Source organism: Paenibacillus sp. FSL R5-0475, from assembly GCF_038004585.1.
Classification (GTDB): domain Bacteria; phylum Bacillota; class Bacilli; order Paenibacillales; family Paenibacillaceae; genus Paenibacillus_AQ.
Genome location: NZ_JBBORK010000001.1, coordinates 2,762,084 through 2,787,153, shown reverse-complemented (window position 1 = coordinate 2,787,153; position 25,070 = coordinate 2,762,084). Strand labels below are relative to the sequence as shown.

Annotated in this window: 15 protein-coding genes; 13 read left to right on the top strand and 2 right to left on the bottom strand. The window is 45.0% G+C overall.

Annotated elements, in window-relative coordinates; all coding sequences use genetic code 11:
* Positions 1-11 precede the first annotated feature (11 nt).
* Positions 12-962 carry an ABC transporter permease gene (locus MKX41_RS12475; RefSeq protein WP_076286258.1) on the bottom strand — a complete coding sequence of 317 codons (951 nt, stop codon included), beginning with the start codon at positions 960-962 and terminating at the stop codon, positions 12-14.
* Positions 963-1,465: 503 nt separating this feature from the next.
* Here MKX41_RS12475 and MKX41_RS12470 point away from each other — a divergent pair.
* From MKX41_RS12470 to MKX41_RS12460, 3 genes are read left to right on the top strand one after another with little or no spacing between them, the layout of a single operon-like run.
* A complete protein-coding gene (locus MKX41_RS12470; protein ID WP_340974902.1) occupies positions 1,466-2,413 on the top strand; it encodes an ABC transporter permease in 948 nt (315 codons plus the stop codon).
* A gap of 16 nt (positions 2,414-2,429) precedes the next feature.
* Entirely contained in the window at positions 2,430-3,338 is a 909-nt protein-coding gene (locus MKX41_RS12465; protein ID WP_076286257.1) for a carbohydrate ABC transporter permease, read from the top strand.
* 35 nt (positions 3,339-3,373) lie between these two features.
* Positions 3,374-4,987 (top strand): extracellular solute-binding protein, encoded by a 1,614-nt coding sequence (locus tag MKX41_RS12460; RefSeq protein WP_076286256.1) that lies wholly within the window; start codon positions 3,374-3,376, stop codon positions 4,985-4,987.
* Between the two features lie 93 nt (positions 4,988-5,080).
* On the opposite strand, the gene MKX41_RS12455 is transcribed toward MKX41_RS12460, so the two are convergent.
* Positions 5,081-7,342, bottom strand: a complete 2,262-nt coding sequence (locus MKX41_RS12455) for a helix-turn-helix domain-containing protein (RefSeq protein WP_340970785.1) — start codon at positions 7,340-7,342, stop codon at positions 5,081-5,083.
* 216 nt (positions 7,343-7,558) lie between these two features.
* On the opposite strand from MKX41_RS12455, the gene MKX41_RS12450 reads away from it, so the two are divergent.
* The 10 genes from MKX41_RS12450 to MKX41_RS12405 all read left to right on the top strand — a co-directional run bounded on the left by MKX41_RS12450 (position 7,559) and on the right by MKX41_RS12405 (position 25,065).
* Positions 7,559-8,947 (top strand): alpha-L-fucosidase, encoded by a 1,389-nt coding sequence (locus MKX41_RS12450; RefSeq protein ID WP_340970783.1) that lies wholly within the window; start codon positions 7,559-7,561, stop codon positions 8,945-8,947.
* A 27-nt stretch (positions 8,948-8,974) separates the two neighbouring features.
* Positions 8,975-10,261 carry an alpha-L-fucosidase gene (locus MKX41_RS12445; RefSeq protein WP_340970781.1) on the top strand — a complete coding sequence of 429 codons (1,287 nt, stop codon included), beginning with the start codon at positions 8,975-8,977 and terminating at the stop codon, positions 10,259-10,261.
* 29 nt (positions 10,262-10,290) lie between these two features.
* Positions 10,291-11,316, top strand: coding sequence for a carbohydrate-binding family 9-like protein (locus tag MKX41_RS12440; protein ID WP_076300649.1), 1,026 nt, complete (start codon positions 10,291-10,293; stop codon positions 11,314-11,316).
* 6 nt (positions 11,317-11,322) lie between these two features.
* Positions 11,323-13,938: a transglutaminase domain-containing protein gene (locus MKX41_RS12435; protein ID WP_340970780.1), complete on the top strand. Its 2,616-nt coding sequence runs from the start codon at positions 11,323-11,325 to the stop codon at positions 13,936-13,938.
* A gap of 4 nt (positions 13,939-13,942) precedes the next feature.
* Positions 13,943-14,980 (top strand): glycoside hydrolase family 18 protein, encoded by a 1,038-nt coding sequence (locus MKX41_RS12430; protein ID WP_340970777.1) that lies wholly within the window; start codon positions 13,943-13,945, stop codon positions 14,978-14,980.
* A 179-nt stretch (positions 14,981-15,159) separates the two neighbouring features.
* Positions 15,160-16,146 carry a glycoside hydrolase family 130 protein gene (locus tag MKX41_RS12425; protein WP_340970775.1) on the top strand — a complete coding sequence of 329 codons (987 nt, stop codon included), beginning with the start codon at positions 15,160-15,162 and terminating at the stop codon, positions 16,144-16,146.
* A gap of 50 nt (positions 16,147-16,196) precedes the next feature.
* On the top strand, positions 16,197-17,516 hold the full coding sequence (locus tag MKX41_RS12420; protein WP_076286250.1) for a glycoside hydrolase family 125 protein: 1,320 nt from the start codon (positions 16,197-16,199) through the stop codon (positions 17,514-17,516).
* 19 nt (positions 17,517-17,535) lie between these two features.
* The gene (locus MKX41_RS12415) at positions 17,536-20,274 is read left to right on the top strand and encodes an alpha-mannosidase (protein ID WP_340970773.1); all 2,739 of its coding nucleotides are present in this window, start codon (positions 17,536-17,538) and stop codon (positions 20,272-20,274) included.
* A 24-nt stretch (positions 20,275-20,298) separates the two neighbouring features.
* Positions 20,299-22,743 (top strand): glycoside hydrolase family 38 N-terminal domain-containing protein, encoded by a 2,445-nt coding sequence (locus tag MKX41_RS12410; RefSeq protein ID WP_339265537.1) that lies wholly within the window; start codon positions 20,299-20,301, stop codon positions 22,741-22,743.
* 27 nt (positions 22,744-22,770) lie between these two features.
* Positions 22,771-25,065 carry a glycoside hydrolase family 3 N-terminal domain-containing protein gene (locus tag MKX41_RS12405; RefSeq protein ID WP_339796663.1) on the top strand — a complete coding sequence of 765 codons (2,295 nt, stop codon included), beginning with the start codon at positions 22,771-22,773 and terminating at the stop codon, positions 25,063-25,065.
* The last annotated feature ends 5 nt before the right edge of the window (positions 25,066-25,070 follow it).

Sequence of the window (25,070 nt, the reverse complement as noted above, 5' to 3'; positions counted from 1 at the left end):
GTTCTTACCTCCTAAATCATTGCGCTATCTGGATCAATCTTCTTCACAATCCAGTTGGCGGACAGAATCGTAATACATCCCAAAACGGATTGAACAAATGCAGCAGCAGATGCCATACCGATCGTTGCGCTTTTCAGTTGCTTATAGACGAGGACATCAACGGTCGTGGCCACATTATATAAGGAGTTAGAATCACGCGTGACCTGGAAGAAGAGACCGAAGTCGGTATAGAATATCCGTCCGACCGACAGGATGAACATCATCACGATCACCAGTTTGAGTAAAGGTAGTGTGATGAAGCGAGTCTGTTGCCAAATTGAGGCTCCATCAATGACAGCGGCTTCATAATACGAACTATCGATCGCTGTAATGGTAGCGAGATAGATAATCATGCCATAGCCGATACCTTTCCATATATTTAATAGAACGAGAATGTAAGGCCAATACTCAGGCTGCATGTACCAATTCACGGGATCATGTCCGATGTTACCGAGAAATTGATTCAGGATCCCTTTGTCAAAGCTGAAGAATGCCCAACCGACTGCAGAGATGACGACCCAAGAGAGGAAATAAGGGAGGAACATCATCGTTTGATACACTTTGCTGGCTTTGCGATTATGGAGTAATCCAATCATGATCGCGAACAACACTGGGAGTACGATGCCCGTAATAATAAAAATGATGTTATACCCAATCGTATTGCGGATAATAATCCAGGCATCATTGGATTTAAATAAAAATTCGAAGTTTTTAAAACCGACCCAAGGACTATTTACTACATTGCTAATAAAGCCCCCAGAAATTTTGAACTGCTTGAAAGCGATGATAATGCCGAACATGGGTAAGTAACAGAACAGAATGTACCAAATCGTTGTGGGAATGGCTAATAGTGTTAATTCAAAATCTTGTTTCCTCCAAGTAAAGCGCTTTCTACGCTTCAGTTGTTCAGGTTTTGCGCTCATCTCGTTCACTCCTTCATGTAAGTCATTTGTAAATTCACACGCTCTTGAAACCGCTTTACGCAAGTTCATTGTATAAGAGCAATGCGATTATCATCCAGATAACAAACATGATTTATTAGTCAACAAACGTTAGATTATGTGTGAATTGAGTTGTACTACGCAAAAAAAACACATGTTGTGGAGATTTACATACATTGCCCTGTGTGCAGGTGAGCATGGTAATACAACGAAATGATCAACGAGAAAGCACAAGAATGACATACTGTTATGATGCCCACATAGCGTTGTGACGCGGTTATTCCCGCACTACAACACGTAATTTTTGACAAGCGAGAATGACATATTTACGATTGGGTCAATTGTTTATATTGTAAATGTAAGCGCTAACAACAATGCGATAGATAACAATGCAACAGATAATGATGCTCACTCGATGATCTGAGTGTTCTCATCATTACCTACAAGGAGGGGATGTCGCGATGCATGAAACGGAAAGCGTACACATGCGAACTGTGAATTCAGAACCGAAAGAAAAGCGTAAGGGCGGAAACGAGACATGGAAGAAGATTTGGCAGAATTGGGAGCTTTACATTTTTATCGCACCCGCATTCTTTTACTTCCTCATTTTTAGCTATGGACCGATGTATGGGATTCAGATTGCTTTTAAGAACTATATTCCATCAAAAGGCTATTTTGGCAGTGAATGGGTAGGCTTTGATCATTTCATTCGATTTTTTAACTCGTACTATTTCTGGGATTTGCTGTGGAACACGCTCAGTATTAGCTTGTATGAATTAGCCATTGGATTCCCAATCCCAATTATTCTGGCGCTTGCGTTTAACGAAGTGAAGGATGGCTTCTTCAAGCGACTTGTTCAGACCGTTACGTATGCACCTCATTTCATTTCTGTCGTTGTTATGGCGGGGATGATTATTACCTTCTTGTCTCCATCGAACGGAATGATTATTCATGCCATTGAAAGCTTAGGCTTTAGTGCACCGCAGTTTCTGACAAGCCCTGGTTGGTTTAAGACGATGTATGTATTCTCAGGCGTGTGGCAGAGTGCGGGGTGGGGGACGATTATTTATTTGGCGGCACTCTCGGGAGTAGACCCAGGCTTGCATGAAGCGGCAATTATTGACGGAGCCTCTCGCTTCCAGCGTGTTCGCCACATCAATATTCCAACGCTTATACCGACCATGACCATTCTATTAATTCTAAATATGGGTGGCTTGTTAAGTGTAGGTTTTGAGAAAATATTACTTCTGCAAAATTCATTGAATATGTCAAGCTCTGACGTGATTTCAACCTTTGTCTATCGATCTGGTCTTGTCGATGCGCAATATAGCTTCTCAACAGCTGTTGGTTTATTTAACTCCATTGTGAATTGCATCCTGCTTATTACGGTGAATCAAATTGTCCGCCGTACGAGCGAGAACAGTCTATGGTAGAAGGAGGTTGGAATTTATGGTATCAGGTATAAAGCTATCTAAGCGAGATCGAATATTTCTAATTTGCACCTATACGTATGTGACAATTGCATTGTTGTTAGTCGCATATCCCATCTTATATATTATTAGCGCATCTATCAGTGATCCGAAGATGGTTGCTTCAGGTGAAATGTGGCTTCTTCCAAAAGGTATTACCTTTAAGGGGTATGAAATTGTATTTCAGAACTCGAAGATTTGGACGGGGTATGGAAATACGATTTTGTATACATTGCTAGGCACAACGATTAACTTGGTCGTTACGATGCCAGCGGCATATGCACTCAGTCGTAAGGACTTTGTAGGCCGTGGGTTTTTCATGGGTATGTTCATGGTAACGATGTTCATTGGAGGGGGTCTCGTCCCTACATACATGTTGGTAAAAGGGCTAGGCATGGTCAACACGATGTGGGCACTAGTACTTCCTGGCGCAGCGTCAATCTGGAATATTATTGTCTCTCGTACCTTCTTCGCGAACTCCATTCCAGCTGAGCTTCAAGATGCGGCTCAAATCGATGGCGCGACGAATATTCGCTTATTCCTGCGGATTGTTCTCCCGTTATCGATGCCAATTATCGCAGTTATGGCCTTATTCTACGGGGTAGGGCATTGGAACAGCTATTTCGGCGCCATGATCTACCTGAATGATGATGCGAAGTATCCGTTGCAGCTTGTGCTTCGTCAGATTCTCGTGCTTCAGGAAATGCAATCTCAAGTAGGTGGCATTATCGATGCGACAGCTGCAGCAGCCCAGAACAACAAGGCAGAAATTGCTTCACTTGTGAAGTATGGGGTCATTATCGTATCTACGCTTCCGATTATTGTTGTCTATCCATTCTTACAGCGTTATTTCGTGCAAGGTGTCATGATTGGCTCTGTTAAGGGTTGATCTTAAGATACAAATAACAAAGGGGAGGTTTTTGTATGACGATTTATCGTAAAGCTGGACTCATGTTGTTAGTTCTTTCCATGTCAATGTCTATTCTTACTGCATGTGGATCAAGTAGCGATAAGGGGACAGCAAGCACAGAAGGCTCAGACACAGCCACAGAGGTTCATAAGACGGGCTTTCCTATCGTGGATAAACCGATTGAGCTATCCATTATGGCACCGGATATAGGACGTCAGGATTGGAACAAGATGCCTGTTATTCAGGAATACGAGAAGATGACGAATATTAAGTTAAAGATTCAAAACGCCCCACAAGACAGCTTTGAGACGAAAAAGAATTTGGTATTTGCAAGCGGTACGCTTCCCGATATTTTCTATGCGGCGGATCTAAAAGGATCGGATCAAGTTACCTACGGAAGTCAAGGATTGTTGCTGCCTTTAGAAAAATACATTGATGAGGGCTACGCACCTAATTTAAAAAAAATTCTCGATGCAAATCCGGATATTCGCAAATCAATGACAACACCAGATGGACATATCTATGCACTACGCAATATTCAGCCATCTGCGGTATGGTATCGTGGACCGATGTGGTATAACGGGAAGTTCTTGAAGAAGTTCGGCATGGAAAACAAATTACCGCAGACAACAGAAGAGCTATACAACTATTTGAAGAAGGTTAAAGAGGAAGATGCGAACGGAAACGGTAAAGACGATGAGGTTCCTCTATCCTCTGTGAAATTAGATGATTTACGGATGTTCTTCCTCGGATTCTGGGGGATGTATAACGAGGATATCTACGTAGATAAGGAGAACAAAGTACACTTTCCACAAGCTGAACCAGCCTACAAAGAATATTTAACCTTCTTGAATCGCTTATGGAACGAGGATTTGCTGGATCATGAAACATTCTCTCAAACCGATGAGCAGAAGAAAGCAAAAGGGAAAAACAATCAAGTGGCCTTATTCTCCGATTATTTCCCATACTTCACGCTTGGTGGTGAACCGAGTGAAGATAACCCGATGATGCAGCCTGTATCTAGTGATATTGCTGGAACACCTGTATACGGCAAGCATCCTGGTATTAACACCATTGGCGGTTTCGCGATTTCAAATACGAACCCGAACCCGGAAGCAAGTATGCGCTGGATTGATTACCAATTTAGCGAAGAAGGGTATTCCTTCTGGGCGTATGGACCTGAAGGTACGTTATTTAAATACAAAGATAAAGCAACAGGCGAGAAAGAATGGCTGCCAGTTCCAGATGGTACGGATCGTGAAGAATACCGCGGTACAATCACGCCAAACTACGGGATTAATACACCAGGTTCCTATGAGAACAGCTATGTTTTAGGTCTTCGTACTAGCTTTGATGACTGGATTGATAAAGAAACAGCTACAAAGCTTACACCTATTGCAAAGACTCCCTTCCCATCGGTATTCCTGACGGTAGACCAACAGACGGAAATCAAAACACTCCGTTCCGATTTGGATAAATACGTGAAGGAAATGGAAGCGAAATTCGTTACAGGCGCAGAGCCATTATCCAATTGGGACAAATATATCGCTCAAATGAAAAAAATGGGGTATGAGAAGCTCGAATCAACGTATCAACAAGCATACGATACATGGGCTGCTAGCGAATAATTTGTGAAGCTTATACATTCTCATATTTTGAAAAACTTCCCGGTCATCCTAGGCATGACCGGGAAGTTATGATGAACCCTAAGCGAGGAAGGATTATACGGTATCGTAAGGCTCAGTATTGGGATGATTACTATTCATCTGTCGATACTGGCCCGGGGTATAACCGGTTTCCTTTTTGAATTTTCGAATAAAGTTTGGTGTGTCGAGGTAGCCGACGCGCTGGATAATATCTTTTAACGAATCACTTGTTATTACGAGCTGTTCCTTGACCTTATCTAATCGTTTTTGCCAAATATATTGGACGAAGTTGATGCCGACCTTATCCTTGAATGAACGACTGAGATGGGAAGGTGAAATCGTAAACGCAGCAGAAACAGATTCAAGGCTAAGTGAATGATCAACATAGTGCTGGTCGATAAAAGCAACGATATGATCCATGAGTGAATGTTCTTCTTTTTTATGCGTCTGCTCTACCTGTGTACAAATCTGAGTGGCTAAACGGTAGAAATTCTGCTCTATAAGATGGACGGGACCATTCATGAAATGGGGGGAAGCAGACTGCATCATGTTATCCATCTTTAGCTCAACTGCAGTTTTGAGCATGGTATTCAGCAGGTCGAACAATACGCATCGCATCAGCAGGATAGATCGTTGTTTATTATCAAGCCCATAGATGGCTGTGTGAATAATTTGTTTGGCGACTTCGTAGTTGCCCTGCTTCAAGCTTTGTGCAAGCTTTAATAGCTCGTTACTAGGGAGTAACACCGTTTGATCATGGGCACTGGATAGCTTTTCAAAATACACGGTGGTTCCATGCTCGGTCGATTTACGCAATTCGAAGGCGGAGCAAGCCTCAACAAAGGATTGATTAAGCTGCTGAGGGCTCTCATAACATTTGCCTACACCGATCATCGGGTGGATATCCATTATGCCTAACGTATATTCACGGATCGCATCCACGATGTGAACGATTTGTGCAGCGAGTGCCTCATCATCTTCGAGCTGTAAGCTCACAATGAGTGCGAGCTGATCCAATTGCGGGAGCTCTACACCGTATACTTGTGTAGCAAGCGCTGGAAATTCAATAAACGCAAGCTTGCGATGTACTTCTTGTCGCGCCTGAAGATGCTGCTGTTCTAAGTCATCCCAGCCCATCATCATGACAAAATGATGACTTTGGTCGAAGTGCAGATGAAAGGTATCGAATATTCCATGCGTCATCATTTGTGCATGTCCATGCTTTAATAGCATGGAGAGAACATGGTTGCGTGCATAGGGCTCTTGGAGATCAACCTTGGAGCTATACTGCTGTAATGTTGTTCGTATATACTCGAGCTCATTTCCGGAGGCCGGTGTATCTGTTTTTTTGTTCGTGAAGCGAACGAGCTCAGCAATCGGAAGATATTGCATCCGAGCGAATAATAGAGCGATGGCCGTTCCTACAATGGCGATCACAATGAATAAAATAATGATGAAGCTCCGAACATTAAGTACGCTACTGAAAAATTGATTACTCGCCATTAAAGTCACATATGACCAGCCATTGACATCCGATGTGACGGAAATAACCGAATGATCTTCGTTGTTTATCGATAGATTATGTATGCCGGGTGGAAGCTCTGATAACCGTTGGATATCCTGTTGGCTAGCTGTATCTCCATGGCCACTATAGGATAAAACACGTCCATGATTATCAAAAATATACGTTAATCCTCGATAGTTACCGAGAACGGAATCGATCAGATATGCCAACTCTTTCTCTTTAATGAGGTACATGACAGAAGCATATGGATCTGAGGTGTTGGGAATGATCGGCAGGATATAGGTTAATACAGATTGCTCGAGTGGTGAATTTTGATTCAGCATGTTCGTAAGTCGAATAGATGGAAATTTGGACGAGTTTAAAGTAGTCACAAGTTCATCATTCTTCCAGCTTCCAAACTGATAGGAGCTACGAAATACATCCAGGCTATACATGCCATGGTTAGAATAAATATTAGGGTCATGATGATAGTACAGAAATATATCCTCCACAATGGAATTGGAAGACTTGTAGCTATCTAGTGCCGCTATGGCATCACGACTTTCATAAGGATCCAGTATGCGATAATGAGCGAGACGAGCGTCGTATGACATCCGTGACGCCATATCTCTTAAATCATTCATGCGTCCATCCACCACCGTTTTAATTTGGGTGAGCTGATTAAAGTGAGCATTTTCAATCTCCTTTTGTAAATTATCGGTAGCATTTCGGTAAATGAAAACGATTACAAATATAAGCGGAATAAGAAGGATAAGTAGATACGAACCGGTGAATTTCAGAAACAATTTCGATTTGAAATAGTTATAGTTCAAAGTGTTTTCCCCCTTTTTATGGCGTATACATGGAGATGTTCCTATCAAGCTATGAATACAGCAAGATATAGATCGGCGCTTGAATACTTATTTATATTCCATAATAGGATGTTTATAGCGGATATTTATTATTATGTCAAATGTTTTTTTGAAAATATATCATACTAAATCAATAGAATCGCAGCCTCAGAAGAGCTGCATGGAGGTCGTGCAAAAATGAGTGACGCTAATGTTGTCGAAGAGCAAATTGTTGTTGAAGGAGTTCACAATTACAGCACAGAGGAGGAGTACGTTAAGCCGGAGGATTCGCAGCTATTAGATCAGCTGGAGTGGTTCAAGGATCAGAAGCTGGGCTTGATGATGCATTGGGGACCTTATTCGCAGCTTGGACTTGTTGAATCGTGGGCGCTTAGTGATAAGGATGGAGATTGGTCACGAGATGATATTGATTGGGGAGTTGATTCGGCGGAATTGAAGCGGCAATACTTCGGGCTGAATAAAACCTTTAATCCGCTCCGTTTCGAACCTGAGAAGTGGGCAGAGGTTGCGGCAGAGGGTGGCTTTAAATATTTGAACTTTACGACGAAGCATCATGATGGCTTCTGTATGTGGGACACGCAGACAACAGACTATCGCATTACGGGCAAGGATTGTCCTTTCCATGCACATAAGTACGCGGATATTTGTAAGAACGTATTTGATGCTTTTCGGGCCAAGGGACTTGGGATCTCCGCCTACTTCTCCAAAGCCGATTGGCACACACCAACATACTGGGCCCCAGGTATGGAGACGGGGACGTTCATGAATCGAGGTCCTTCGTATCCAACACAAGATTATCCATGGCTATGGGAGCAATTCGTACAGTTCACACATGATCAGATCATGGAATTGATGACGAAATATGGCCGGATTGAAATGCTCTGGTTGGATGCGGGGTGGGTATGTCCACAGAATAAGAATAATCCACAGGATATTCGGTTGGGTGAAGTGGTGGAGAAGGCACGTCAGCAGCAGCCATGGCTGCTAAGTGCAGACCGTACCGTTGGCGGCCCGTATGAGAATGTCGTTACACCTGAACAAACGTTGCCCGAGCATCCCCTGCTTATTCCATGGGAGAGCTGTATTACGATGGGGACAGCGTTCTCTTATCGGTACGAGGATCACTACAAGACGACACGTCAATTAATCCATTTGCTCGTTGAAGTTGTAGCTAAAGGCGGAAACCTGGCACTTAATGTCGCTCCACAACCAGATGGCCGCTTGTCACCAACAGCGTTGGATCGGATGAAAGGAATGGGCGCTTGGCTCAAAGTCCATGGTGAGGCGATTTATGGAACACGCATATGTGCGCCATACTCTGCTGGAAATACACATTTCACGAAAAAAGGCGATATCACCTATGCCATTCATTTGTACCCGAAAGAGCAGGAAACGGTGAGCAAAGTAATTTGTATTCCACTCGAGCAGGCTGTAACGCAAATGGATCTTGTTGGCGGACAAGAAAATCTAACATTCGAACGAACAACAACGGGATTGATCGTTCATTTACCAGAGAGCGAGCTTACGAGAGTTGCCCCAATTGCACATGTATTTCGCATAAAATAACGAGTTGAACTATGGGAGGAAGAGCAGATGCAACAATGGTTTACGGACGCAAAGCTAGGAATTTTCATTCACTATGGGATTTATGCGGTGCAAGGTGTAGCGGAATCATGGTCGTTTTATAACGGGAAAATGTCACATGAGGAGTATATGAAGCAGTTGGATGGTTTTACAGCGTCCAAATTCGATGCGAAGCATTGGGCAGATATCATTGCGAGGTCAGGTGCAAAATATTCTGTGCTTACAACCAAGCATCATGATGGTGTTGCGTTGTTCGATACGCAGTACAGTGATTTGAGCGTCATGAAGGCGACACCAGCCAAGCGGGATATTGTAAAAGAATGGTCCAATGCGATCCGTGAACGTGGTCTGCATGTAGGCATGTATTATTCCTTAATTGACTGGTCTCATCCCGATTATCCTTCCGTATTCGAGAGTGGTATCGTACCGGCTGATTTGAGTCAGGTGAATCGTTTCTCAAGTCCGGTAGATGGCATACAGGATGAAGAGACATGGCAGAAATTCCTCGCGTTTAACAATAATCAGCTACGTGAAATCATGACGAATTACGGTACTGTCGATTTATTATGGTTCGATGGTGACTGGGAGCGTAGTGCAGAACAGTGGGGGCTGCCAGCATTCAAGCAATATTTGAGATCCTTGTCTCCGAATGTGATTATCAACTCACGCTTGCAAGGGCATGGCGATTATAAGACACCAGAGCAAGGCATTCCCATTACTCGCCCAGAAGGCGCTTGGGAATTCTGTACGACCATTAATACATCTTGGGGCTATGTCCACGATGATCATAAATATAAATCCTTGAACCAAATTATCCGCATGTTCTGCGATTGCATCAGTATGGGCGGAAATATGTTGCTGGATATTGGACCGATGGAGGATGGCACCATTGATCCAAGACAGGAGGACATTCTTCTGGGACTAGGTGACTGGATTCGTGCACACGAGGAGGCAATCTACGGTACGCAGGATGGAATTATGACACGCTATTATCTGGGTGGGAGTACCTTATCCGCGGACAAGAAGACCTTATATTTATTCGTCTACGATGCGCCGAAGGAGAATATCTGTCTCAAGGGACTATGCAATCCGATCAAGAAAATTACGGTACTACACTCGGGCAAAGAGCTGACTCACGAAATTCATGGTGGTGTACCCTGGTTCGATATTCCGGGAACGACTTGGATTCATATGACGCCAGCGGACACGCATGAGCAGGTAAGCGTGCTTAAGCTGGAATTTGATGAAGAGGTTAGGATGTACGGTGGAGCTGGCACTGTTGTTACGCATAACTAAATGCCGAAGGGAGGGAGAGGTCAACGATGATGAACCGAAGTGGAGTACCAGAACCGCAAGTTGTGACATATGCGCCTAAGCATTATTTATGCAAAAGAGCGACGGAGTCGCTTGTCTTAGATGGGAAGCTGGATAAGCCCTTTTGGCAGCATGCAACATGGACGGATGATTTCGTAGATATTGAAGGGGACCAACGTCCGCTACCCGCGAAGCAGACACGTGTAAAGATGCTATGGGATGATGAGTATTTTTACTTTGGTGCAGAGCTGATGGAGGATCAGATCTGGGGCACGCTGACTGAACGTGATTCCGTTATTTTCTATGATAATGATTTTGAGATCTTTATCGATCCAACAGGGGATTCACATCAATATTACGAGTTTGAGATTAACGCTTTGAACACGGTGTGGGACTTACTGCTTGTGAAACCATATCGTGACGGGGGACCTCCAATTAATGGATGGGATATCCAAGGTCTGAAAACAGCTATTCATATCGAGGGGGAGTTAAATAACCCGCATGCTGATCATCGGAAATGGACGATTGAAGTTGCCATGCCATGGCGTAGTTTGAAAGAATGTGCTGCGAATAGACAACCACCTGTTGCAGGTGAATTCTGGCGTGTTAATTTCTCTCGTGTTGAATGGCGGACTGAGGTTGTGGACGATCAGTACCGCAAGGTTATGAACCCGGATACTGGAAAGCCTTATCCGGAAGACAACTGGGTATGGTCACCTCAGGGGATTATCAATATGCATTATCCAGAGCTATGGGGTTATGTGATGTTCGTAGGTGTTGATGGCCCGCAGTCATTCGACATGCCTACGGATGAACTGGTGAAATGGCAGCTCCGTAAGCTGTATTATCGTGAACGTAATTATTTTGAAGCACATGGACACTATGCAGCAACGTTCGAGCTGCTGCGAGGTGAAGATGATTGGAGCATTGAGCCTCACATGGAGATAACGAGTAAATCATTCCATATCTCAGCTCTAACAACCGATGGAACCGCTCGCCTATATATTCGCGAAGACGGCTTACTGTGGAAGGAGTAATCATTCATGACCATGTTGACCCCTACCTCAGTATTTTCATTGTCGCAGGAAGCCTTAGCGTTCATTGAGCAGAAGTTTCAGGCCAAGAAGCAGCTCGCCAAATCACGTGAGCAGCAGCTATTCCATGTATTCGAGCACGAGCTAACGGCAGAAGAAGCTTGGGCATTAAAGCTACTCTTCGCGTATATGCCAGCCAATGACTTGGCGGATTATAACGGGGAGCTTTTCTTCAATCATGTAAGATCGATGCAGCAGATTCGCCGCGATATGCCATGGCAAGTACCTGATCATTTATTTTTACATTTCGTGCTACCGTATCGAGTGAATACTGAGAACATTGAAGAGCATCGCCATATTATTCATGAACAGTTAGCGGAACGAACACGTAATCTTCCCATGAAGGAAGCGATTCTAGAGGCCAATTACTGGTGCCACGAAGTGGCGACGTACATTGGGAGCGATCTGCGGACGATTTCACCATTAACGATGATGCGAAATGCACGCGGTCGTTGTGGGGAAGAATCTACGCTAGCTGTAGCAGCGCTTCGTAGTATCGGGATCCCTGCACGTCAAGTGTATACCCCGCGTTGGGCGCATTGTGACGATAACCACGCATGGGTAGAGGCATGGGCTGATGGTGAATGGTATTTCATTGGGGCTTGTGAGCCGGAAGCGCGTCATAATCAAGGATGGTTTGGCCCACCAGCGCGCCGAGCCATGCTCATTAACACACGTATTTTCGCGAATTATGAAGGACCCGAAGATATTACACTCGCAGATGAATGGTTTACTGAAATTAATGTACTAGAAAATTATGCGCCTACGAAGACAATTACGGTACATGTCCAAGATGCATGCGGACAGCCCGTGCACGCTGCAGAGGTGCAATTCCAGTTATATAACATGGCGGAATTTTACCCAATTGCCAGCATTCCGTCTAATGCACAGGGGGAAGCTTCGTTCAAGACAGGTCTTGGTGACCTCATCATTCGTGCAGCGAAGGACGGCATTTGGGGAGAAATGAAAATATCCATGGCTGATTGTGAGCACATTGAGCTTGTATTGAATCAAGAGGATCAGCCACTTGTAGGAACGATCGTTGACTATGATATGGTTCCACCACCAGCGCGTGAAGGCGAGGTCATGGAGGACTTGTCCGAGGCACGGATAGAGCGACACAATAAGCGTTTGGAGGAAGGAATCGCGATTCGTGCACATTATGAAGCGACGTTCTTGAATGAAGAAGCTGCGAGGAAGCTCGGAGAATCGCTTGATCTATCAGCGGATCGAGTATGGAACGTACTTCAGACAGCACGTGGCAATAGTGCTGAGATCGCAGCTTATCTAAGTAAAGCAACACCTCTATATGGAGAATGGGCATTACGATTATTGGAGTGTGTTCATGACAAGGATCTCATCGATACATTCCTTCCAACCCTTATAGATCATGTGGCTGGTGCGCTTGCTGTACGTGGTGAGCTCACGGAGGACGTCTTCATTCCCTACATTTTGTGTCCTCGCGTTCATTACGAGATGATTACACCGTATCGTACATTTTTCCAACAAGCCTTCACTTCAGAAGAAGTGGAATTGTTCCGTGAGGACCCAACGAAGCTTGTTCAATTCATCGATGAAGCGTGGGATATATGGAATGATCTACCGAATTTGCAAGGGAAGGGTACTGCTGTTGGAACTTTCGAACTGCGTGTAGGAGATCGTAGCTCTCTCGATATTATGTTCGTATCTATATGTCGTAGCCTAGGCATTCCAGCGCGACTGCATCCCATTGAGGCTAAGCCGCAATTTATGGTGAATGGTCATTTTGTGGATGCCCCATTTACGAAAGGTATAGTTGGAAATGAGGCAGCAGTAGCGAACGGAACACTAATTATTCTTCGTGATCAGGATGCAGCGTCAGACCAGCCAGCGGCTGCATACTATGAGAATTTTACGATCGCTCGTCTGGAGAACGGTTTTTATAAAACGTTAAGCTACCCGCACGGCGCCAATAACCTGTATGATACGCCCCTTGAGATGGAGCAGGGAGCATATCGTCTGACGACGGGGATTCGCTTGAAGGATGGAACCGTGCTGACCAAGCTCACCTATTTTGAAATGACAGAAGTCGAAGAGACGAAGCTGGTTATGAAGTATCGTCAAGCTACGCAGGACATTCCCGTGTATGGCAAGGTAGATCGATTCGAGAAGCTAGCTACATGGGATGGATCGGAGCAGATCTTCGCTGAGTTTCTGGGCAGTCAAGGCGCCTATGTCGCATGGCTGGAACCGGAACGGGAGCCTTCGAAGCATCTGCTTCGCGAGCTGTCGGAGTTGAAGCATGAGTTCGATATGATAGATGCTCCTATCATTCTTGTGGTGGGTGACAAGCAATGGACAACTTCATTTCAACCAGCCGATTATCCGAATCTTCCAGCAAGGACATTATTTGTACGTGATTCAACGTATCATCTATTACCTGAATTGTTTACAGTGGCCCAATCGAGTGAAGCGGGCTTCCCACATCTGATGATTCTAGATCGTGATGATCAGATTCGTTATATGTCTTCGGGATATAAGATTGCAGCCAGTAAGGAAGCGATGCAAATTTTATCGAGGATGTGAAAGGATGGATCAACAAATGATTGTAGCAGGCTACGTGAGTGATTCCAAATTACCTGAGCTAACGCGCGACCACGTGATGAAGCTGACGCATATGAACGTTGCATTCGGTTATGTGTTGGATGATCAGATTACAACGGCACATTTGCAATATACGAACCAGTTGCACGAGATTAAAGCGATGAATCCGAACGTACAGCTGCTGCTCTCTGTTGGCGGATGGGGAAATGGGGGCTTCTCCGAGGCGGCATCTACCGAAGAAGGACGTCAGAAATTCGCAGCTTCGGCTGTACGAGTAGTAACAGAACTTCCATTCGATGGTGTCGATCTGGACTGGGAATATCCCTGCTACAGTGAAGCCAATATTGCCTCGTCACCGGATGATAAACGTCATTTTACGCTGCTGTTGAAGACCATTCGAGAAGCGTTAGTTATGAAAGGTGCAGCTGAGGGCAGGCATTACTTGCTTACGATCGCTGCAGGAGCAGATCAATATTATATCGATGGTACAGAGATGGATCAAGTACAACAATATTTAGATTTTGTTCAATTGATGACCTACGATATGCGTGGAGGATTCCAGATTCTAACGGGACATCACACCAATCTGTACAATTCAACGGGAGATTTGTTCCGAATTAGTACAGAAGCATCCGTCAATATGTTCTTGCAGGCAGGTGTACCCCGAGAGAAAATCGTCATTGGCGTAGCATTCTATTCCCGGATGTGGAAGCAGGTGCCGAACAGGAATGATGGATTTCTACAAATGGCGGGTACAACAGGAGGTTATGGTCCGGAATATACAGAACTTCTAGCCTATTATATCGACAAGAATGGGTTCACACGTCATTGGGATGATGAGGCCAAAGCGCCACATTTATTTAATGGAGATACGTTTATTTCCTATGATGACGTGGAATCGATCACACATAAATGTGAATATGTCCAACGTGAAAAGCTTGCGGGTGCGATGTTCTGGGAGTACAGCTGCGACAAGACACATACACTGCTGGATGCGATGTATGCAGGCCTATCGAGAGACTGAAATGATGCGCCCCATTCAATTAGTTAACAAACATGATTTCCTAGTCAACAAACGTTAGATTACGAATAAATAGACTTTTAATGCGCTTTATTATCATTTACAGTATGGGGGAAAGGTTGGACTCAATCGTTGAGGACAGGCCGTAGACTACATTCAAAGACGTGGGAGGAGTTTAGGAAATGAGCAAAATTATTGGTGAGGCACTACCAAATATGCCGTGGCAGGATAAGCCGAGTGGCTATAATGCCCCAGTGTGGCGGTATACTCAAAATCCGATTATTCAGCGTGATGCACAGGTGAACTCGAACAGTATTTTTAATTCTGCGGTGATTCCGTTCGAGGGTGGATTTGCAGGGGTGTTCCGCTGTGACTCTAGATCCGTAAGTATGGATATATTCGCTGGCTTTAGTCAGGACGGGCTACATTGGGAAATTAATGAGCAACCGCTCCAATTCGAAGGTGACGAATATATAACGAAGCGGGAATATCGCTACGATCCGCGCGTGTGCAAAATCGAGGATAAATATTATATTTCATGGTGTAACGGGTATCATGGACCAACGATTGGTCTTGCTTATACGTATGATTTCAAAACATTTCATCAATTGGAAAACGCTTTCTTGCCATATAACCGTAATGGAGTGCTCTTCCCACGCTTAATAAATGGCAAGTATGCCATGATAAGCCGTCCAAGTGATACAGGCCATACGCCATTTGGAGATATTTTCTTTAGTGAGAGTCCAGATCTAACGTATTGGGGTAAACATCGTTATGTGATGGGGACGATTAATTCAGATGCATCCGCATGGCAATCGAAGAAAATTGGTCCAGGGCCAGTTCCGATTGAAACCGATCGTGGTTGGTTGTTGATCTATCATGGTGTCATTAATACATGTAACGGGTTCGTATATCGTATGGGCGCGGCATTATTAGATCTACACGAACCATGGAAGGTGCTCGCACGATCACGGAATTACATTCTTGGACCAGAAACATTGTATGAGTGTGTAGGAGATGTACCGAATGTCACTTTCCCTTGTGCCGCATTGTCAGATAGCGAGACAGGTCGCATTGCCATTTACTATGGTTGTGCCGATACCGTAACAGGCGTGGCATTTACAACAGTGGATGAGCTGCTGGACTATATGGATAAGTATCCGCTGTAACGACATCATCAGATGCAATGACAGAATTTCAATTGTAGAGGAGCTTATCAATGGAACAGTTTAGATTACCCAAAATTACGATGCCATCCTTAAACTTGCCACAATCGATTCAAGAAGTTCTACAAGAAGCAGAAGAGAAGCTTGCGCATCGACCGAAGCTACTTCAGCTATTTAAGAACTGCTTCCCGAATACCTTGGAAACGACGACGAAATTAAAAGAGGATGGAACGACTTTTGTCATCACAGGAGATATTCCAGCCTGTTGGTTACGGGATTCGGTAGAGCAGGTCATTCATTATGTACCGTTTGCCAAAGAGGACGAAGATCTTCAACGCATTCTTAAAGGCTTAGTAAAGCGTCATATACAGTACATCCATATTGATCCTTACGCGAATGCATTTAATGAATCTGCGAATGATTGGCATTGGAATACTACGGATATAACAGATATGTCCCCTTGGGTATGGGAGCGTAAATTTGAAATTGACTCCTTATGTTTCTCGATGCGGCTTGCTTATGCGCTATGGAAGGAAACAGGGATTACAGATATATTCGATGCTGGGTTCAAATCGGCTATGCGTATCATGTATAACTTGTTCATCACAGAACAGCGTCACTTTGAAGAATCGCCATATCGCTTCACTCGAAATAACGGTATTCCTGAGGATTCCTTACGAAATAAAGGTCTTGGAATGCCTGTCAACTATACAGGAATGGTGTGGTCAGGCTTCCGCTCAAGCGATGATGTATGCGAATTCCACTACAACATTCCAGGAAATATGTTCGCGGTGGTTACACTTCGCCAAATGCAGGAATTTGCGGAGTGGGTATTCCGTGATATGGAATTTTTGCAAGAGTTGAAGGATTTAGAAGCAGATATCGATCATGGGATCAAAACATACGGTATTTATCGTCATCCGCAATTCGGACCGATTTATGCCTTCGAGACGGATGGTTATGGTAACCACTGTCTCATGGATGATGCGGGAACGCCGGGATTGATTTCGATTCCTTACTTGGGCTACTGCACAACGGAGGATGAAATCTATCAGAACACGAGAAGATTTGTGTTATCCAAGGAAAACCCTTATTACTTTGAAGGTAAAGTAGCAAAAGGTATTGGTAGTCCACATACACCGGCAGGATATGTCTGGCATTTGTCATTATCTATGCAAGGGCTCACAGCAACGACAGCGGAAGAGAAGCTAGCGATGATCGAGTTACTGGAGAAGACGGATGCGGATACAGGCTATATGCATGAAGGCTTCCATTCCGACGATCCAACGATTTTCACAAGAAAATGGTTTGCTTGGTCGAATAGCTTGTTCTCTCAACTCGTGTACAAGGCGATGCAGGAAGGTATCTTGTAGTGAAAGGGGGAGCAATGGCATGACGAAGAAAAGAACGGCACATATCGTTTCCCATTCGCACTGGGATCGTGAATGGTATTTACCCTATGAGAAGCATCATGTTCGTCTCGTTCAATTGGTAGATAGTTTGCTAGATCGGTTGGACGAGGAGTCAGAATTTCGTAGCTTTTTCATGGATGGGCAGACGATCATTCTCGAGGATTATCTTCAAGTTAGACCGGATCAGAAGGAGCGGCTGTTGCGTCATATTCAAAATGGTCGAATCCTTATTGGTCCATGGTATATATTGCAGGATGCGTTCCTCACCAGTAGTGAAGCCAATGTAAGAAATATGCAGATCGGTCATCAAGATGCACTGAAGTATGGGGAAGTATCCAAAATTGGATACTTTCCTGATACCTTCGGGTTGTGTGGACAGACACCACAGCTGATGCAGCAGTCAGGTATTCAGAACGCCTTCTTCGGTCGTGGTGTGAAGCCGACGGGCTTCAACAATGAGGTATCGGATGGAGATTATGAATCGTCTTACTCCGAATTGATCTGGGAAGGCCCAGATGGCTCCAAGGTACTCGGTATTCTATTTGCGAATTGGTACTCGAATGGAAATGAAGTCCCAGTAGATCCGGTAGAAGCCAAGGCATATTGGGATCGAAAGCTAGCGGATGCGGAGAAATATGCATCGACGAGCGAGCTACTGTATATGAACGGCTGTGATCATCAGCCAGCTCAGCTGGACTTGCCGGAAGCCATTCGGACAGCACGCGAGCTCTATCCCGATACGGAGTTTATTCACTCCAATTTTAACGATTATTTGAATGCACTGCATCGTTCACTAGATTGTGAATTATCAACCGTCCAAGGGGAGCTTAGAAGTCAGCGAACAGATGGATGGGGAACATTAGTGAATACGGCTTCCTCCCGTATATATTTGAAGCAAATGAATCAGCAGGGTCAGACTTTGCTTGAGAAAGTTGCTGAGCCGTTATCTGCTTATGCTCATCAGTTGGGACATGCGTATCCACATCACTTATTCACTTATGCATGGAAGACGCTCATGCAGAATCATCCGCATGATAGTATTTGTGGCTGTAGTGTGGATGAGGTACATCGTGAGATGGTAACGCGATTCGACAAGAGCCGTCACGTTACAGAATCTATTGTACAGAACAGTATGGAGACGATCGCAAATCATGTGGATACATCATGCTTCGCCGAATACGGGGATCACGCATGTCCATTCATTGTGTTTAATACGACAGGCCATGACCGCAGTGGGGTAGTTACGGTGGAGCTGGATATTGCTCGTATCTATTTCCGGGAAGGCGAAACGATCGAGAAGATGCGTAATCAGATGACATCGCACGAGATTCATCCTCATCGCGTGATTGATCATGGTGGGCGTCAGCTAGAATATCAGCTAACCGATCTGGGGCTCCACTTCGGTTATGACTTGCCTGATGATAAATTTCGTCAGCCGTATTTCTCACGACGTGTTCGATTAGAGCTTCATGTCGAAGCAGTTCCTGCAAATGGTCATCAAGTTTATGCCTGGATGAAGGATGTAGTAGAGAGACCACATTCTGAAATAAAGGAAAGCTCGCTACTTCATGAACGGACGCTAGAGAATGAGTTTATTGCTGCACGGATTGAAGATAATGGCTCGATCACATTAACGGATAAGGCAAATGGTAAAGTATATCGCGGTCTCGGTATTTATGAGAATAGCGGCGATATCGGAAATGAATACATGTATTGTCAGCCGAAGAATACGAACGTATTGACGACAGAAGCGCTTATAGCTGATATTTCTATCGTATCCGATCAGCCATACGCATGTACGGTACAAATCGTTCATGATTGGGACATTCCAGTAAGTGCGGATGAATTGCTCGCAGCAGAGCAGCAAGGCATCGTGTGGTTCCCGAGTCGTCAGGCTGGACGTTCAGCCGAAACCGTGAAGCTCCATATAACAACGACTGTAACGCTTGAGAAATATAGTAAGGGACTTCAAGTGAAGAGCTCCTTCAATAATCAAGCGAAGGATCATCGCATCAGAATGCTGTTCCCAACGGATCTCGTCAGCGATGTGCATCAGGCGGATTCGATGTTTGAGATCGCAACACGAAGCACAGAACCTTCGAGTGAGTGGACGAACCCAGACAATAGTCAACATCAGCAAGCGTTCGTTAGTGTGAAGGACGACGTGACGGGCTTAACCATCGCTAATAAAGGGTTAAATGAATACGAAGTGTTACGTGATGGACGGAATACGATTGCCGTTACATTGCTACGCTGCACAGGTGAGCTTGGAGATTGGGGCGTCTTCTACACACCAGAAGCACAATGTCTAGGTCCTGCTCAGGCGGAGCTCATGATTATTCCACATGGTTCTGCGGTAGCTGAAGAAGCGTATGCGCTTGCCTATCAATATCAAATACCATGGATGACTGTATCGACAGATATTCATAATGGTAGTCTTCAGCCGAAACATCAATGGTTGCAGGCGAGTGGAAATGACATGCAGCTCTCTTCCGTGAAGGTAGCTGAAGCAACGGGTGATCTTGCGATTCGTTGGTTCAACATGACCACTTCACCAACGACTTTAGCCTTCGAACCTCGTATGAACTATAGTCAGGCGTATAAAAGTAATATACTCGAATCACATGAGGAAGCGCTTACGGCCGATTCAAACGCTGTCATCCAGCTTGAAGTAAAGGCGGCCGAGATCGTAACTGTTGTTCTTAATAAATCGATATGAGCATCAAGTAGAGGAGAATAAAAGATGACTAACACAAAACCTTGGAAAATTTATGCAATTCATCATTCCCATACCGATATCGGCTACACAGAGCGTCAGGAGAAGATCCAACAATATCATGTAGACTTTATCCGGCAGGTGCTTCACATTTTGCGTGAAATTCAATCCGGTCGTCGACCTGAATGGGAGGGGTTTAAGTGGGTATGTGAAACGTTTTGGCCTATCGAAACCTTCCTGAGTCGGGCAACGGAGCAAGAAAAGGAAGAGTTCGTAGCCGGAGTTAAGCGTGGTGATATCGGCTTGTCCGGTACGTACTTGAATATGACGGAATTAATCGGCAAAGATTTGTTCACATCGATGATTGCCCGTGTACGAGATTTTGGATATTCCATTGAAGCTCCAATTACATCAGCGATGACTGCAGACATTAACGGCTTCAGCTGGGGGTATGGTCAGGCATTGTTAGATGCCGGTATTCATAATTTATCTACCTGCATTCATACCCATCACGGAATGTTTCCTTGCTGGAAGAAGCAGCAGCCTTTCTGGTGGGAAATGCCTTCCGGTGATCGCTTGCTGACCTGGAGTGGGGAGCATTATGTATTCGGTAATGATCTGGGGCTTGTACCTGGTATGGGCGGGAAATATACGATCAAAGATGAATTTGATATGAGTCATGGCGCTACATTCGAGATTGCTGAACAGCGTATACTTCGCTACATTGAGCGTTTGCAAGAGGATGGCTATGCCTTTAACTTCTTCCCGGCTATGTTCTCAGGGCTACCAACGGATAACAATCCACCGAATGCGGAAACGATGACCTTCATTCGTCAATGGAATGCGAAGCACGGCGAAAATATTGAGATTCAGATGGCAACTTTAGATGATTTCTTCGATGAAGTTCGTGCTCATGCACAGCAGCATGCGGAAGATATTCCTGTGTATCGTGGAGATTGGCCAGACTGGTGGACGGATGGCGTAGGTTCAACACCGAAGCATGTACAAGTATTCCGTGAAGCACAACGTGTATATCAAAAGGTTAGAAGGCTGGATCCGAACTGTGAAATCGTTACATCGGAGACGATGAAGGAGATGGAATATCAGTTAACGATGTTTGCTGAGCATACATGGGGCTATCATTCATCCATTTCCGAGCCTTGGAATCCGTTCGTTCAGGAATTAGGCTTGCGGAAAGAAGCTTTTGCTGCCAATGCAAGTACGATTGCGCATCGTGCGTTGTATGACATTCTTGAGGCGAAGGGCGATGCATTACTTGCTCCTGGGCGCCCTATGAAGTTTAAAATTCATAATCCATATCATTTCGTACAAGAAGATTATGCGCATCTCATTCTCGAAGGATGGTATCACGATGAGATCAAGAATGGCTTCGAGGTGCGTGATATTACGACGAATGAGGTCATTCCAGCACAGCTTCGTCTGGCATCTCGAGGTGTGATCGTAACGATTCCGGTAACATTGCAGCCAAGTGAAGAGAGAGTACTTCAGATCTTCGCCGTGAAACCAAGTATCGGAACCGCTTTTATGAACGATTATTTAGCATCCGATCGCGTGATGGATCTGGATGTTACGCATGATGTGAAGAATTTCCGCATGACATCTTCCTATGTAGAAACTCCATTTGTACACATCACGTGGAAAAAGGGCGAAGGGATCACCTCGTGGGTCGATAAAACGACAGGAAAAGAGCTACTTCGAGCTGATCGCCAGCACGCAGCTTTTACGCCAGTCTATGATGTTACACCTGCAACGAAGGTTGGAGAAATGACCGAGGTGCGTCGTCTGATGGGCCGTAATCGGAAGGGACCGGATGCGATCGTTTCAACGGGCGAGTTAATTAGTGCGGAGCTCATTACGCAAGGTCCGGTGTATGGCATTATTCAATTGACCTATAAGGTGGATGGCTGTGAGCATTATTCCTTGTTCTTAACAGTATACGCGGATCGTCCACGTGTGGATGTGGCCGTACGTATGCATAAAGAGAGCGTATGGAAGCCTGAAAACTTATATGTTTCACTTCCTTTTGGTGGCTCATTATCAACGGATAAGTATGACTTATGGGTGGATAAGATGGATGCGTTGACACGGATGCGGAAGGATCAACTACCAGGCAGCTTAGCAGATTACACAGCGGTTGGAGAAGGAGCTGTATATGTTTCCGAATCGCAAGGCGTTGTGATCGCGATGCCAGATACGCCATTAATTCAGCTAGGTTCGCTAGAACATGGGTATCGATTGCTTAACGGTGATGAGAAGCTAGAGCAGGATCCAGCTCATTTGTACGCTTGGGTGATGAATAACTATTGGGAAACTAATTTCTCTGCGACATTGGGTGGTTTCTATGAATTTAGATATTTCATCACTTGGGGCGAGAACTATAGCAAACCGGATGCTTCCATGGATGCATGCCGTGGAATGAATGCTGGCATTCTAGCTTGGCGTCAACACTAGCTCAACAAAACTGGAGGTATATATCGAATGAAATATAAAAACCCTTCGTTATCTATTGCTGAGCGTGTTGCAGATTTGTTGGCCGAAATGACGCTGGAGGAGAAGCTTGGACAGCTTCTCCAGCCTTTTGGCTGGAAGACATATGTAAAAGGCGACGGAGATGTTCAGCTCACGGATACATTTAAAGACGCAATTGCGAATGGTGGAGTCGGTTCACTATATGGTGTGCTTCGAGCAGATCCATGGACAGAGGTTACACTTGAAACAGGCTTGTCCCTGCGTGAAGGGGCCGAGGTTACTAATCTTATTCAGCGATATGCAATGGAGCATACGCGACTGGGCATTCCAATTCTATTTGGTGAGGAATGCTCCCATGGACATATGGCCATAGGGAACACGGTGTTCCCTGTACCACTGACCATAGGAAGTAGCTGGAATACAGAGTTGTTCCGACAGGTTTGTCAAGCTGTAGCGGTAGAGACTCGTGCACAAGGGGGAGCAGCTACCTATTCTCCTGTATTGGACGTGACACGTGATCCGCGATGGGGGCGGACAGAGGAATGCTTTGGTGAAGATCCTTATTTGATTAGTGAAATGGCAATAGCTGCGGTGAAAGGGTTGCAAGGGGATTCGTTAAATACGGATCATACCATTCTTGCAACCTTGAAGCATTTTGTAGCTTATGGTAGTCCAGATGGTGGGCGTAATGCGGATACCGTACGTATGGGCATGCGTGAGCTGATGGAGAAGGATTTACTTCCTTTTCAGCGTGCGGTTGCGGCAGGAGCCAAATCCATTATGACGGCCTATAACGAAATTGATGGGGTACCTTGTACGTCTAGTAAAGAGCTGTTGACGCATATTTTACGTGACAAGTGGGGCTTTGACGGCTTCGTCATCACGGATTGTGGAGCGATGAGCCAGCTCAGACATGGTCATCAAATCTGTGAGACGGAAGAGGAAGCGGCCAGCCTAGCATTGAAAGCGGGCGTAGATATGGAGATGTCCGGTGAGACCTTTGGCCAATATCTACAATCTGCTCTTGATCAGCAATTGATCGCGGTGTCAGATCTAGATCTTGCGGTGGAGCGAATCTTGCGCTTGAAATTTGAATTAGGATTATTCGAACGTCCTTATGTGAATCCAGCGTTGGCAGAGCAGGTTATTGGTCAATCCTCTCATCGAGAATTGGCTCGGCAAGCTGCACGCGAAGGCATTGTGTTACTGAAGAATAAGGAACAGGCATTACCGTTATCTCCATCCCGTGGCAAGATCGCCGTGATTGGACCGAACGCGAACAATATGTATAACCAGTTAGGCGATTATACGTCACCGCAGGAGCGGGAGCAGATTGTTACCGTGTTGGATGGCGTTCGCGCGAAGTGTTCAGGCTTTAGTGAGGTTGTGTATGCACCAGGCTGTCGAGTGAAGGACCCATCTCGGGAAGGATTCGAAGCGGCGATCGCAGCTGCGGCTTCAGCAGAGACAATTATTGCTGTTGTAGGCGGATCGAGTGCACGTGATTTTGGAGAAGGTACGATTGATTTGAAGACTGGGGCTGCGGTCATTACCGATACGTTTATGCTAAGTGATATGGATTGTGGAGAAGGCTTTGATCGTGCCCAACTGAATTTATGTGGAGTACAGCTCGAGCTGTTGCAGGAGCTTCACAGTTTAGGCAAGAAGCTGATTGTTGTGTATATCAATGGTCGCCCAATTGTTGAGCCATGGATTGATGAGCATGCTGATGCGATTGTGGAGGCATGGTACCCAGGGCAAGAGGGCGGTCATGCGATTGCGGATATCCTGTTTGGTGACTACAACCCATCAGGAAGATTAACGCTATCCATTCCGAAGCATCTGGGACAATTACCTGTGTACTATAATAAGAAGCGTTCGCGTGGGCATCGATATTTAGAGACGGATTTCCATCCGCAGTATGTATTTGGGTATGGGCTTAGCTACACGAGCTTTCACTATGACAATATACAATTGAATCAACCAAGTATTTCTGTTGATGGTACGTGTACGGTTTCAGTGGATGTGATGAATACGGGTGATATGGCTGGACACGAGGTCGTGCAATTGTACATCAAGGACTGTGTTAGTTCGATATCACGCCCGGATAAGGAGCTGAAGGGCTTTTGTAAAATTTATTTGGAGCCTGGGGAGAAGCGTACCGTTCACTTTACTATTTCATCACAGGAGCTGCAATTTGTCTCAGCAGATTTAACGTGGATCGTCGAGCCGGGTCGATTTGAACTTTATACGGGCTCGAATGTAGAGCAAACATTGTCCATCGATTTACAGGTTGTACAATGAGTGCG